8 protein-coding genes are annotated in these 14,247 nt (G+C 47.5%); all 8 read right to left on the reverse strand.

The window, feature by feature from the left end; genetic code table 11:
• Positions 1-7 precede the first annotated feature (7 nt).
• On the reverse strand, positions 8-310 hold the full coding sequence (locus tag ACAN56_RS11985; protein WP_038589201.1) for a hypothetical protein: 303 nt from the start codon (positions 308-310) through the stop codon (positions 8-10).
• 100 nt (positions 311-410) lie between these two features.
• A complete protein-coding gene (locus tag ACAN56_RS11990) occupies positions 411-1,316 on the reverse strand; it encodes a hypothetical protein (protein ID WP_379142984.1) in 906 nt (301 codons plus the stop codon).
• Positions 1,317-1,526: 210 nt separating this feature from the next.
• Positions 1,527-2,102 carry a hypothetical protein gene (locus ACAN56_RS11995; protein ID WP_379142986.1) on the reverse strand — a complete coding sequence of 192 codons (576 nt, stop codon included), beginning with the start codon at positions 2,100-2,102 and terminating at the stop codon, positions 1,527-1,529.
• Positions 2,103-2,619: 517 nt separating this feature from the next.
• A complete protein-coding gene (locus ACAN56_RS12000) occupies positions 2,620-2,964 on the reverse strand; it encodes a hypothetical protein (RefSeq protein ID WP_379142988.1) in 345 nt (114 codons plus the stop codon).
• Positions 2,965-2,978: 14 nt separating this feature from the next.
• Positions 2,979-4,520 carry an RHS repeat domain-containing protein gene (locus ACAN56_RS12005; RefSeq protein ID WP_379142990.1) on the reverse strand — a complete coding sequence of 514 codons (1,542 nt, stop codon included), beginning with the start codon at positions 4,518-4,520 and terminating at the stop codon, positions 2,979-2,981.
• 244 nt (positions 4,521-4,764) lie between these two features.
• Positions 4,765-5,067 carry a hypothetical protein gene (locus ACAN56_RS12010; RefSeq protein ID WP_379142992.1) on the reverse strand — a complete coding sequence of 101 codons (303 nt, stop codon included), beginning with the start codon at positions 5,065-5,067 and terminating at the stop codon, positions 4,765-4,767.
• Positions 5,064-12,053, reverse strand: a complete 6,990-nt coding sequence (locus tag ACAN56_RS12015; protein WP_379142994.1) for a DUF6531 domain-containing protein — start codon at positions 12,051-12,053, stop codon at positions 5,064-5,066. The genes ACAN56_RS12010 and ACAN56_RS12015 overlap by 4 nt, the downstream gene beginning before the upstream one ends.
• A gap of 25 nt (positions 12,054-12,078) precedes the next feature.
• A complete protein-coding gene (locus tag ACAN56_RS12020) occupies positions 12,079-14,211 on the reverse strand; it encodes an S-layer homology domain-containing protein (RefSeq protein ID WP_379142996.1) in 2,133 nt (710 codons plus the stop codon).
• Positions 14,212-14,247: the final 36 nt, after the last annotated feature.

The raw sequence follows: 14,247 nt of genomic DNA on the forward strand, positions 1-14,247 counted from the left end.
AATTTGATTATTGATAAAGATCATCACTAAATACGGCAACAATGCCCATGTATAACTCCGTAAGTATAGTACTATCTGGATCCTTGTTATGAGCAGCTTGACTTACACCTGTTGTGTAAAGGTAGAACAATTGATACGCCAAAGGTTTAGATATTTCATGTCTTCCTTTAGTGAATTTTCTTAGTGCCTCTAAAAAACCCAGTAGTTCTCTTATACTTTCTTCCGGAAATTCCCTATTCGTTCTTATATACAGAAGAATATTTAATATGAGAGTTGATATTTCCTTTTCTAATTGAATTTCATCACTCATAGAATCCACCCCACTTTCCAGTCATTTCAGCTGAGCACTCTTCCTTCATTGGTTCATACATATTATCTAGCATAGAATATATTAATAATCCCTTATTCGATTATGTGCTTATGTTTATACTGATTACTTGCCCTATATCTCCAATAATACCCTTTTCAAAACACTTTGCAGGAACTGGAATCAGGTCACCTTCGTTCAACGCGGATTTGATCATTCTTTGGTTTGCCAAGTCATAAACAGTCACAAGAACACCGTTCAGGAAAACCGCGGATCTCATGCCGTCATCACTCCAATGAATTTCAATATCCTTACTATCTAATTGGAGATGGCCAGAATAACTGAATAAAACATCATTACACTGCTGTACCAAAGTAATCTCATTCTCAATTGAAGACAATACAGTTCTCACTTCGGAGCGGGTGTCTTCGACCTCGATAGCCCATTTCTCACCAGGAGACATCTCCATCTTAAGTATTCGTCCAGGTAAAACCGATGTATTCAAATCCATCCTCATATTTGACATCATAATGTTCATCAAAGTTTCCATGACGTTTATAGCTCTGTCGTTTACAAATATCTCATTGTTCTCTATCCTGATCCTTTTAGAACCGGTTACTTGTACATCTCCACTCAAGCAGTAACCTTTTGGCCCAAAGACCTTTTGAACCAAATAAACCAGCCATTCCACAATATTAACCGTTTGTTTACTGGAGTTCCACATGATTTGCTTACGATCTTTGGTTGGTATCCAATGCAACCAGAGGTCCGGTTGGCAACTGGGCGGAGTGTTATAATCAACAATGGATGGATCTACGCTCTGTCCAGACTCTGGAAAATCTAAGGGATTATAATAAAATTCACCGTCAACCCCCATATCTTTATCTGGAACCATACTAGAAAGTATCTTGACATCTCTTTTCATTCTTCTTGTTTTCGCAAGGCCTTCCACTAAATGATAGGTCTCTTCATCCAGTTGTCGGTCAAAGTTTATAGCTATCTTCACCATACTTCCCCTCCCAATCAAACAGAACAGCACCCTGAATTCATTTGTGGCTATAAAAAAAATTCAATGTACTGAAACATTTCGTCCTACGCCTACTGCTTTGTTTTGAATTTGGTGCAATAGACTGCTAAGGCTCTATTCACAGTCAAGGGATTCTGACTAAAGATTCATTGGATAAATTCTTGTTCTCACTTAATATAATTCGACACATGATCAATTTTCCCATTTTTCTAATAAAAACCAGTCTCCATCTTGGTCCAATATAAGTTCTCCCTTATCAGTGTAATAAGTAATATTGCCATCACCATAATAAAAGTTCTCATATTGATTATCTTCATATAGGCTTATTTCCTTAAGGGTTTTAGGGTTTAAATCTGTGCTCATGGTACTTTCTTCTATCCAATCAATATCAGATAAAAAGCTTTCATCAGAACTTTTGCTCAGCTTGTAGAAAATAGGCTTTTCTTCAGCTTCATCACCAAATTTAATTGAAATTGAAGTGAAAATAATCTCTGTTCCGATTAACTTTTTGATATCTTGCGCATCATTTTTCGAACCACCCACTCCATATGCATAAATACGGTCAATTTTCCACTTTCCCATTAATTTTTCTATTAGTTCAGAATTGGATTTATCGGGAATAACAGAAGAAGAACTAGCGATATTTGTAGCTGGAGTTGCTATACGTGAAATATTGCCTTTCTCTGTTCCGCATGCTGTGATAAAAACTAAAATTAAAAAAGAATCCGTGTGGGCAGGGTCTCCCCAGTTCACTGCATTATCTTTCAACCCATGCCGTTCCCTCTACGACGGAGGATTCTTCGCTGTTGTTCCAAGTTCTGCACAGTTTCCTTGGCCTTCGTCTATATATGCAAGACTCGGCACCCTCTTTTCCCCTTCGCAGGGCTTTGACGACGCGGCAGGATTCACTTGATGTTGCGGCCTGGGTTGCCGCTCGCCCGGTCTCTGACCGGTATTTTTGTCGATGCGCTTTTACACACAGATCTCGCCATGTGCAAGCATCCTAGCTACAAAGGTGGCTTGGCCCCTCCTTTGGTTGGACTTTCACCAACTAGATAATGCGTGCCTCTGGGCATGCCATAAATAAAAAAAGCTTATTCAACTCATAATTCACGTTGAATAAGCTTTTAAAGGTCTAACAAGTGTTAAATAATTTATTTTGTATTGATTATGGACAAATTGGTACTAGAGTTGGAGTTTATTTCACACTAATTATCCTATAAAAACTTTAAATCTTAACATGGATTATACCTTCAATCAACTCCCTCTCTATTCCAATATTCAATCATAACACTCTAATATTTTCTTTGATTTCATCAGCAACATCGAGGATTTTTCTCCATTCAATTGAGTTTCTTACTGAATTAATATTCCATTTGTCCCCTTTTTGTAATTCTAGAACCAAACTTCTTAATGCAGCGCTCTTTTCCATTATTTCTTCTGTGATAAGTCCAGCATCGTTAAGTTTTTGCAAGCTAGCAGTGTGGAAAAATGAAATAACACCTGTATCAAATTCTTCAAAAATATTGTACCCGATTATCGTATCATCTGCACTTAGTAGATATGTCCCACACTTACTAAGTGTATCCACATACATTTCCATGAGTTCCTCTAAAGAAATGTTTTTCATAAAACACCGCCCCTCTACTTTTGAATAATTATAGCTTTATCTCCTGGTAACGGTTTATAATCAGACCCTACCACCTTGACTTTACCAGTTTGTCCACTCGAGAATCCAACGTATGACCCTCCATGTATTCCTCCTCCTGGATGATAGAAGACTGATTTATCACCGCTCGTGAACTTCCATCCAGTTCCAGCAGAACCATACGTACCTCTCGTCCATCCATTTCCTAAAGCCTTTCCTACTTCATCGGCTGATTTTCCCCATAAAGCTTTGGGATTATTTAGAATATCATTATAAGATTTCAACTCACTTACCCATACGACATTCTTGTTTCCATATTTGCTCTTATAATATTCATTCCATTCTGCTCCAGACCTTGGTATTTTTCCAGAGTCAGCTATCTCTTTGGCAGCACTATTTGCTCCCTTAACAATTATTTTAGTTCCTTCTTTAACCCCATACTTCTCCATAATTTCTTTCGCTAGGCCATGTTGCCCGTTACCTTCCATCATCAAGACTAGTGTTCCATCGTCAACATATGTGATGAATGAAAGAGTAAACCGCATGACCATCATCTGGTCTCTAGAAATACCTTTTCCTGAATTGGCAAGTTTATCAAATGCAAGTCTGTCACTATTTCGCCATGCCAGATAATAATCCCATGCTACACTGCCATTGGTGTAATACAGGACACCGTTTGACCCTATCATTCTAGTCTCAAACGCAGAGCCTCCGATTTCTTCCATGTGCCCCGTTGGATCTATAAATTTCAACGGATTATTCTTTACATACGTATACAAATTCAACGTCTGCGGATCATTAATATCCCCTTCATAAGTATCCTCACTCATAAACCGGCCAATACTAGAGTCAAAATCCCGCGCCTGCGCATGGGAGTAGCCACTGTAGTAATCATAGCCCAGGCTGGTGTAGCCGAACAAGTTGTCTGGACCGGACCAGTTCAGGTCGAATTTCTCCGGGTTTTCGGCTACGCCGAATTCGTCGTAACGGTACCGTGCTGACATGCTGCCGTCTTGGCCTTCCAGGCCAATCACGCTGCCCTGTGCATCACTCAGATAATAGAGTGTCTTCGGCGCTGCAGCCGCCGCTCCTGCACCACTGGCTCCATCAGCCGGTTCCCAATCATTACTCTCATCTCCGCTGACCAGATAACTCATGCTGATCCGTTCTTCACCGGCTCCGTAGACGTAGGACTGCTTCCAGTTCTGGCCGTCAGCTCCGGTTGCCATAAGAGGCTGTGGAATGCTCATGGTGATGTCATTGGTAAAATAAATATCAATCTGCCGCTTCTTATATTGCGGCTCCCAGCCATCCCGGTTCCAAGCAGGATTGCTTGAGAGATAGGCATCCTGAATTGCACCGTCACCGATGGTAGTCCGCATGGAGACCCGGTTCCCGTCACCGTCATACTTGTATGTGGTGATATCGCCGTATGCGTTGGTGTTCCCGATCAGCCGGTTCAATGCATCCCAGCGGTTGCTCTCCAGCACATGAGGGCCTGCAGCCTGCGCAACCTTCAGCAGCGCGTCAGGATTCAAGACTTCGTCTGCCCCGTACACCTCTTCCGTGACGCCAGATTCAAGATCTGGCACAGGGCGGTAAAAGGAAAGGCCTTGGGAGTTAATATCCTCAAGGCCTTCAAAAATTAAAGATTATTTAGGTTAAAAAAACTTAATTTCTTGTGTATGATAGATTTCCGACGACTGGTTGCTTAAACTTAGTAGGTGTTTTAATCTCTGTTTCACAAACAGGGCGCAGTCCAGTTTCCTCTCATGTGGTCTTTTATTGATAAAGGCCATCATTGAAAACTGAAGTAATCTTCATATATAATTCTGTAACAATGCTGATGTCTACATCTTTATTGTAAGATATTTGGCTAATAACAGTTGTATATAGATAAAATAATTCATATACTAGTTTTTTAGATATATCATCTCTTCCTTTAGTGAATATTTTTAAATCATCTAAATAATCAATCAACATTGAAATTTCTCCAGTTGGTATAATTCTGTCTTTCCTAATCAAAATAAGAATTTTATGAACAATCGATGATATGTCCTTCCTTAATTCAGCTTCATTTGTCATGGAATCCACCCCACAATCGCACTTATTGGAATGTATTTATAAACTGATACTTCACTATCATTCTCTGCCATTTCAGCTGCATATTCAACACCAAATGGTTCATACAGTCCCATAAATTCATATTGTGCGGACTTTTTAATTGAACTAACTTTATTTAAGTCAATCACAACAATTCCATGCTTGCCTCTATATCGCTCATTAGCTATTCTCAACTCTCTAGTTGTAGCTATCCAAGGATCAGAACCCATAGATATATCTTTTCCATCTTCTTTCTTATTTCCATCTAGTATGTGCTCAAGTAAAGACCATTCTCGATGGGGAGGGGTGTGTTTGGAAAGAATACCTCTCCCAGCTACTAGGTTACCGACATCATAGGAACTAAGCGATCTATACACTATATTTTTTGATGTATTTTTTTTTATATCCTCTGCTTCTTCTAAACTTAGAATAGAGATATTTAAACTTTCTGCAACCTTTGTATTTATATATTCTTGATCTTCACCTACTGGAGTTGCAGCAAAAAGCGCGCTTATAAAAGCACTAACAACTGAGCCAATCAGCCCTGTTTTTGAACCTTTCTTAGCCCCTTTAGCTGCCCCGCCTGTTATAACCTTAAAATCTCTAATTACTTCATCTACAGTTTTTGGTAGTGCCTCATGTCCGCTAGGATCTGTATACCTCAACGGATTATTCTCCACATACGTATATAAGTTCAACGTCTGTGGATCATTAATATCCCCTTCATACGTATCCTCATTTATAAACCGGCCAATACTAGAGTCAAAATCCCGCGCCTGCGCATGGGAGTAGCCGCTGTAGTAATCATAGCCCAGGCTGGTGTAGCCGAACAAGTTGTCTGGACCGGACCAGTTCAGGTCGAATTTCTCCGGGTTTTCGGCTACGCCGAATTCGTCGTAGCGGTAGCGTGCCGAGATGCTGCCGTCCTGGCCTTCCAGTCCGATCACGCTTCCCTGTGCATCACTCAGATAATAGAGTGTCTTCGGCGCTGCAGCCGCCGCTCCTGCACCACTGACTCCATCAGCCGGTTCCCAATCGTTGCTCTCGTCTCCGCTGACCAGATAACTCATGCTGATCCGCTCTTCACCGGCTCCGTAGACGTAGGATTGCTTCCAGTTCTGGCCGTCAGCTCCGGTTGCCATAAGAGGCTGTGGAATGCTCATGGTGATGTCATTGGTAAAATAAATGTCAATCTGCCGCTTCTTATATTGCGGCTCCCAGCCATCCCGGTTCCCGGCAGGATTGCTTGAGAGATAAGCATCCTGAATAGCACCGTCACCAATGGTGGTCCGCATGGAGACCCGGTTCCCGTCACCGTCATACTTGTATGTGGTGATATCGCCGTATGCGTTGGTGTTCCCGATCAGCCGGTTCGATGCATCCCAGCGGTTGCTCTCCAGCACCTGAGGGCCTGCTGCCTGCGCAACCTTCAGCAGTGCGTCAGGATTCAGGACTTCGTCTGCCCCGTAAACCTCTTCCGTGACGCCAGATTCAGGATCTGCTTCCGGCAGGCCGGATAATGAAGCTCCTCCATCATCGGTTGGAATCGTTCCTGCTGGACTTAAGGATGGATTTGCAATCGATGACAGCGGATCTAACAGCTCCGACAATGCATCTGTATTGGTAACTGCATCTGCATTTGCGTCTGCGGCCCCGCCTGCTTCCAGTCCTTTTACTTTCTTATCCGAATAGACACTTTCCGGCACTGTAACCTTCTGCGCATTGCCCTTCGCCGTGAACAAGCTCAAAGCCGTTTCGCTGTCGATCCCGCTCACTTCCAGCAAATTGCCGCGCTTATCGTAGGCGTAGTCCTTGTAGTCGCTGCCTTTTTCGTAATGGGTCAGCTTGTTGGCCGCATCGTAGGTGTAGCTCTCCAAGGTGGTAATTCCGGCTTCAGTTGTTTCTTTGCCCAGACGATTGCCTACGGTGTCGTAGGAGTAAACGACCTTAGAGCCATTCTGCTTCTGCACTTCAACCAGTTGGTTCAGCGCATCGTACGCATAATCCGAGATGTCTGCCGGACGCTGTGTGCCGGCCGGATTATCCTCATCGCTGCCGCCTTCCTGGCGTTCCGTGCGTATTTTGTTCCCTGCCGGATCGTAGACATAGGTCAGCTGCTCCAGAAGCGCGCCGCCCGGTGCCTGATGCTTCATCTCCAGCAGTTGTCCAACCCCGTCATAGGTATAAGTGCTTTGACCGTTGTTTGGCAGCAGCTTCTCCGTCAGGCGGCCGCCCGCATCGTACTGATAGCTGGTCGTCTGGTTCTGCGCATCCGTCACCTGCTTGATGCGGCCCAGCTTATCGTACGCATAGTTAACCACCGAGTTATCCGGATAGATCACTCTGCTGCGCTGTCCGGTTGCGGTCCATTCATAACGCAAGTTATTGCCGTCCGGATCAATGACGGACGTTGGCCGGTTAAGTGCGTCATAGGTATATCTTGTGTTTCCGGTACTGTCCGTCATCAACTCACGGCGTCCCGCGAGGTCATATTTGTAATTTACAGTAAGATCGTTACCGTACTTAATCTGCTCCACTTGATTGCCTTTATTATAGGCATATACGGTTGTATTACTGTCCGGTTCAGTAACCTTCTGCAGGTTGCCGTTCTTATCGTAAGCAAGGCTGGTCTTCTCCTGCAGCGGATTCACTGATTCAATCACCCGGTTCAGTGCATCGTAGTGATAGGAAGTCACTGCTCCCAGGGCATTGGTTTTGTCCAGCAAGTTGCCGGAGGCGTCATAGGTGTAATGGGTGGTGCTGCCCTCCGCATTCTTCACATCTGTTAACCGGCCCAGCGGATCATACGTAAAGGCAGTTTCACGCTGATTCGCATCCACGATCTTCTCTACATTGCCTTGAGCATCATAAGCATATGAGGTTTCGTACCCGAGCGCGTTGCGTACCCGTGTACTGCGTCCCAAATCATCGTATTCGTAGGTGGTCTTCTGGCCTGCCGCATCGGTGAACCCGGTCATTAGTCCGCGTGCATTGCGGGTTACGACCGTTTCCTCATTCAGCGGATTGATTGTCCCTGCATCCAGACCTCTGCTGTCGTATTTGGTCTTCCAGATGGAATGATTAGGGTCGATGACGGCGATCTGATTGCCGTTCTTGTCGTACTGGTATTCCGTTACCCCGCGTAGCGCATCTGTTACCTTCACCAGTTGTCCCAGTGCATTGTAGTCATAATAGGTGCTATTGCCCAGCGCATCCGTCTCTTTGATGGTATTGCCAGCAGCATCATAACGGTAACTCGTCTTGGCATCGAGTGGATCGGTCACACTCAGCAGTTCATTGCGTTTACTGTAGGTGTAGGAGGTGAGGTTACCCTTGGCATCCTTCCGGGTGAGCATATTTCCGTTATCGTCGTAGGTATAAGTGCTCTTCCCGCCTTCAGCATCGGTAACTTCCTTTACTTGTCCGACACTGTCGTAGCTGTAAGCCGTTGTCTCACCCGCCTTATCTTTTTGCTCTATCACGCGGCCAAGCGCATCATACGTATTGCTGGTACTATGCTCAAGTCCGTCCTTCGTGCCGTTTAACCGGTATACCTGGTAAGAGCTGACGGTCTTTGTTCCGGCTTCATCCGTTTGTTCTTCCACATTGCCATTTGCGTCAAAAGTGACCGTGCTCGTCTGGCCAAGTGCGTTGGTTATGGAAACGGCACGGTCCTTCTTGTCATATTCGACACCTTGCAGCTTGCCATCGGCATCTGCCACTTGGGTGGTGCGGTGCAGGGTATCACGTTCAATCACTGTCGTATATCCGCTCGGGTCCTTAATTTCCTGTGCGAACCCGGCAGCATCATTGATATATGCTGTGGTATGCCCTTCAGCATCGGTTACGGAGACCGGAACCCCTGCACTGTCTCTGACAATGGTGACAGTGCTGCCGAGGGCATCCGTACTTGTGACAAGATTGCCTGCGGTATCATAATCGTAGGTGGAAGGGTTGCCGAGGGCATCGATCTTCTCAACCGGACGGTTCAAGGCGTTATAACGTGTGAGGGTGGAAGTACCATTCTCATCTGTCAGCTGAGTAACATTGCCGCGCTCGTCATATGCCAATTTTTCTTTATTGCCGTTAGCGTCTGTGATCGCGGTTACCCGGTCACTGCTGTCATAGCTGTATTTAACGATCGAGCCATTCGCCGCTTGCCGCTGAACGACTTGGAAATTATTATTCCATACATAAGCAGTATCTTGATGAAGCGCATTGGTCCACGTTGTTTTATTCGCAGTAGTGGCGATGGAAGAGGCCAATCCGGCAGCACTCACCGTTCTGGCATTCCCGGAAACCACATCGCTTGCTCCGCTCTCCGAGTAGGTCAAAATGGTCTTGCCTGCTCCCACTCCCGTATGAACAACAGGAGTCTGGTTCGGAGTCATGTCTCCGCCAAGGACGAATAGACCGCCCGTCTGCACATTCAAATTATTGTTAACACTGACGTTGTCACGAACGAACAGATCGCCGCCGGACACGGTTAGATTCGCCGTCTGGTTGTTGGATACGATCCCGCCAACGACCATCTCCTGGGCGATGTTCATTTCCACCCTAGTGTTAATGGACAAGTCTCCGGCAATCAATATCCGCTGCGCATCAATGGTCAGCCCGCCGCTGTTATAGGTCAAACTGCCCGTTTGCAGGGTATCCCCCACAGTTACGGAAGAATCATTGTTGAGATGAATCGTTCCGCCGGACCACAGATTGCCGTACAAGCCTTGAACCTTCTGCACATCCAGTGCAAGCTTGGTATTGGCATTAAGTCCCTGCTTCAGAATCAGCGTACCGTACACACGCACGGTAATATCCCGGTTCGTATTCATACCATCCACGATCAGCACCACAGGCTTGTTCGGCGACCCGAATGTTACGCTTTCTTCAAGATTTAAATGACCCGAACTGACAACTGCCGGGGATGTACTGCTGGCCGCAATTGCACTTTGGATGGCAGCAATCCCGCCTGGAGCGGCAACCGCAGAAGTAATGAAGGCATCCCGTTTGTTCTCGATGGCTCCGATGCTGCCCGCCAAATAGTCAGCAATGAGCGGCTTCAGCCCGGCAACCTGCCGGTATGCAGGTGCATGAGCAAGATTATGCATCGTACCGGACAAAATCACTTCATCCGAGTCCGGAATATCCCGTCCGTTCGCAGGATTTATCCCAGTCTCGCCGCCTTCCGACACCTCTCCCCGAACTACTGGAGCTACACGCCCTTCATAGCTGGATGAACTCGTCTGCCCGTAAAAATCGGTAAAGCCAGTCACGCGTTGATGGTCATCATAGGTCACACTCATCGTTGCGGTCCCTTTGGCATCCGTAACACTAAGCACATGATGTTTGTTATCATAGGTAAGCTTAGTTGTGGCCCCATCCACATCAGTAATCGACATCAGGTCTCCAGTGGCCGGGTGATAATGAAATGACATTTGGCGGCCGGTTGGATCACTTGCAGTCATCAGTTTCCCTGCTCCGTCGTAGCTTAAGCTTAGAGAAGCCCCGGCTGTACTGACCGTTGCCAGCTTCGTACCCTGGTAAGCAAATGTGATCTTATTCCCGTTCAAATCCGTAATGGACTGTAGCAGCCCCTCTGCATTGAACCGGTAGAGATCGCCTTGAGGTGATGATAGAGTATACGCCCCTGCTGACGGAGCACTCAGCGTCCAGTCCGTGCCGCGCGGTGTCAGATACTCTCCTCCCGACAAAGGTACGTACTCAAAACGTGAGCCATCCGGGCTCATCACTTCTACCTTGCCGTCTTCTACCGCAGTCAGCTTCCATTCATAGCTGTGATGCCACCCTAATCCACTTACACCTGTATAAGGGTCACGGCTTAAATAGTTCACGCCGAATTGCAGCGGCATCAACGCCTGCAGCGAGATTGAATCACTGGAGTAGACAAAATCTCCCCGGGCCGGATCAACCGGTGCCTGTCCGGACGGGTTCACAATCCGCAGCCGATCCTGAAGTGCCGCTTCTGTAAACTGCGGCAGATCCCCGCTGTTTATAGCCCGGCTGGTTTGCGGATTGGTCAGCAGAATGGAGGTCAGGCCGCTGATTGTTCCCGCAGAGGTTGCAGACTGGTTCAATACTGCAATGTCCTGAGCCTTCTCCTGCATGGCCTGAACAGTATCCAGCTTATAATAATAGGCTGCCAGCGCCTCCCAGCTGAGTGAAAATGCAGGCATAGGCGCACGCAGCACTGCGAGCGGCTCCGAAACCCCCGAGTACTTACCTTCCTCTTTCGCTCTTGCCGTGATATGCACGGCTTTGCCCAGCGTTATCCCGATCTGTTCACTCCATTGGCCTGCGCTGTTGACAGCAATATTAGAGTACAGCCGTTTTTCCCCATTGGACGGATAATAAAGTTCCACTTCCAGCTGGGCCCCTGGTTCAGCAGTTCCTGAAACCACAGATTGTCCTGCAGCAGCAGGTTTGATCTGCAAAGCTGCCGGAGGAGGCAATTCATCGCCTCCAAGGATTTCAAAGCTGGCGATCTGCCCGTAGTACACGCCAACACCGTTATACTCGGCAGGGGAGATACAGATGTTATAGCGCCCTTCATCCAGCGGTACACCGCCGATTTTCCCGTCCCATTCATACTCATGAACGATATATTGGCCGTTCAGCTTCGTTGGATATTCACCGCTCTTAATCAGATCCCCGAGGAGCGGGGACGATCCGTCCCGCTGCGGAGTACAGAGGCTGATATTCGTTTTATGATACTCCTGACCGTTGTCGGCCGCGTTGAAGCTGAAGGAGATTTTAACCGATTTTCCCGATTCCGGGTTAAGTTCACTGGGTTCAATCCGCATATTGGTAGCTGCATAAGCCGGAGAGATGAACTTATCCAGACCTGGAAGGATGGGAATATAAGAAATGACCAACAGCAAAGCAAGCATGAGGTTAAAACGTGCCTTCATGCTGCCGCCGCGCCACTTCCTTTTGAGCGCTCCGAATTTCATGATTTGATCTCCTATCCGTTGTAAGTTAGAGTAAATTCAGCTCAGCCAGCAGCTTGTACATCACGACCGCTGCTTCTGCTCTTGTTGATGAATCTTTAGGCTTCAAAAGCTGTCCGTTACCCTGCACCAGCTTCTTGCCCACCGCCGCAGCTACAGAATCCCTTGCCCAACTGCTAACGCTGCCGTTGTCCTTATATCCGCCCAATTCGGCTTGAAGCTTGGCAGATTCAGCAGCAGAAGCCCGGCTGCCGATAGTGCTGTCTATTGCCCGCATCAGCATCACCATCATCTGTTCACGGGTCAGCGGATCATTGCCGTGAAAAAGTCCACCTTCTCCCGTTACGATTCCTGCCGCTGCAGCTGCTTCCACATAAGGGTAGGACCAGTTCGCAGCTGAAACATCACGGAAAGCCGGTGTCTCCGGCCGCTGCGGCTGCAATCCAAGAGTTGCTGCCAGCAACTTGGTGAATTCAGCCCGGGTCAGGATCCCTTTTGGCGCATAAGCGGTTCCGTTCATCCCGTTCACAATCCCCCTAGCCCCCAGCACCTCTACAGCTTGCTGCGCCCAGTGGCCTGACATATCTGTGAATTCAGCTCCGCGCAGCATTACCGCATATAGTCCGGAAGCTATAATTCTGGATTGAACAACGGCGTCTTCCGCCGCAGTCACTCCGCCAATATAGTTCCATATGCCTTTTGCCGGATCGTTGCTATAGATTCCAAGCTTCTCACGACCTGTCGTCCAAGGCGCTTCCTTCGGGTACCCTACCGTCAGCTTGGCCGGCATCAGGAACGGAGCACTCGCTTGCACCTGCCACGCAGAACCTGCCTTCAGCAGTTTTTTGCCTGTTGCGTCGAGCAGTACTTCTTTCTCCAGCTCAGCTTGGGCCAAGCTTACAGTGGTATTGTCAGGGAAGGTTCCTGCTGCAATCTCCAGCCGTGCCCAGCCATTCAGTACAGACAAAGTACCTCCCGCACTTCCGATAACCTGACTGTCCTTGGCTCCGGTCACTACAGTGGTCTTCACTTCCGGGGTTGCACCCGGACTCGGATCTGCGCCTGGATTTGGAACTGCACCTGGAGTTGAGGTTGTCCCTGGAGTTGGAGTCGTTCCTGGCGTTGGGGTTACCCCTGGACTTGGAGTGGCTCCCGGACTCGGAGGGGTTGATCCTTCTTTCAGGTCTATCGACTCTATGTAATCATCCTTCTTGCTGTAAAGCAGTTTATCCCCGGTAATGCCGATCAGCTTCGTTCCGGGCTCTATTGCTGGCAGTGATTTCACTGCATATGTAGTAAGGTTCACTTGCTGCAATGTGGCAGCACCGTCCCTTTCCTCTTGAAAAACTGCCTGTCCTTCACCTATCGACATGAAGGCATACTGGGTTCCTCCAGGCTTCATCTCGGTGAGATCCACAGGCAGAGCAGTTAGGTCCTTGATATTCAAAATCACATATTTGCTCTCGGAAGACCCATTTTTTTGCTTAAACAGCACATCGCTGCCGTTAAAAACAAACCAGTCCACATAGCTTGCTCCGCCCAAACTAACAAGTGCACGCGTAGCCCCGCTTTTCAAATGGAGCAGACTGAGCCCCCCGTCACGGGCATTCTTATACACCACATTGCCGCCGGCCAGCACCGGGAAACGTCCTTCGCCGAGGTCGGCTTCAACACCCGTAGCCAGATCATGATAGATCATGCTGCCGTAATTTTTGCGCTCGTACCAGACTACACCGACTCCATCTGTAGTCGGATTGCCATATGTGCCAGACTGTTTGTTAAGCTTTCTTCGGGTACCCGTCTCAAGATCGGCAGTGTAAATATCCCAGTTCAGTGAAGACTCCTGCTCTGTTCCTTTGTCGGCCCACACTGCAACGTTGCCGCTCACATAAGGCGCATCCTTGGCGGATGAACCCGATGTAAGAACAGTGCTGGCACCACTGGCCTGATTCATCGCGTGAACCTGCTTCACCCCGTCGGCCTCTGCTTCCAGCCATACAATCTGGTCGCCGGATACGTTATAGTCCGTTCTACCCGGATCGGTCCCGGCAGCCAAAACCTGCTTCATGCTAAGGCCTCCGCTAAACAGGCCCACAAGCATACTCACCGCCACTGCGGACACAACCGTCCGCGAAAACTTCCCTTTCCTTCTAAACCTCATTTACTTCTCTCCCCCAGCGCTATTTGTAGGCACGCC

The sequence above is a fragment of the Paenibacillus paludis genome (assembly GCF_042610515.1).
Lineage (GTDB): Bacteria > Bacillota > Bacilli > Paenibacillales > Paenibacillaceae > Paenibacillus_AQ.

Coding starts and splice junctions, on each gene's coding strand:
- ACAN56_RS11985 (WP_038589201.1), bottom strand. CDS start 310: ATGAGTGATGAAATTCAATTAGAAAAGGAAATATCAACTCTCATATTA.
- ACAN56_RS12000 (WP_379142988.1), bottom strand. CDS start 2,964: ATGAAAAACATTTCTTTAGAGGAACTCATGGAAATGTATGTGGATACA.
- ACAN56_RS11990 (WP_379142984.1), bottom strand. CDS start 1,316: ATGGTGAAGATAGCTATAAACTTTGACCGACAACTGGATGAAGAGACC.
- ACAN56_RS12015 (WP_379142994.1), bottom strand. CDS start 12,053: ATGAAATTCGGAGCGCTCAAAAGGAAGTGGCGCGGCGGCAGCATGAAG.
- ACAN56_RS12020 (WP_379142996.1), bottom strand. CDS start 14,211: ATGAGGTTTAGAAGGAAAGGGAAGTTTTCGCGGACGGTTGTGTCCGCA.
- ACAN56_RS12010 (WP_379142992.1), bottom strand. CDS start 5,067: ATGACAAATGAAGCTGAATTAAGGAAGGACATATCATCGATTGTTCAT.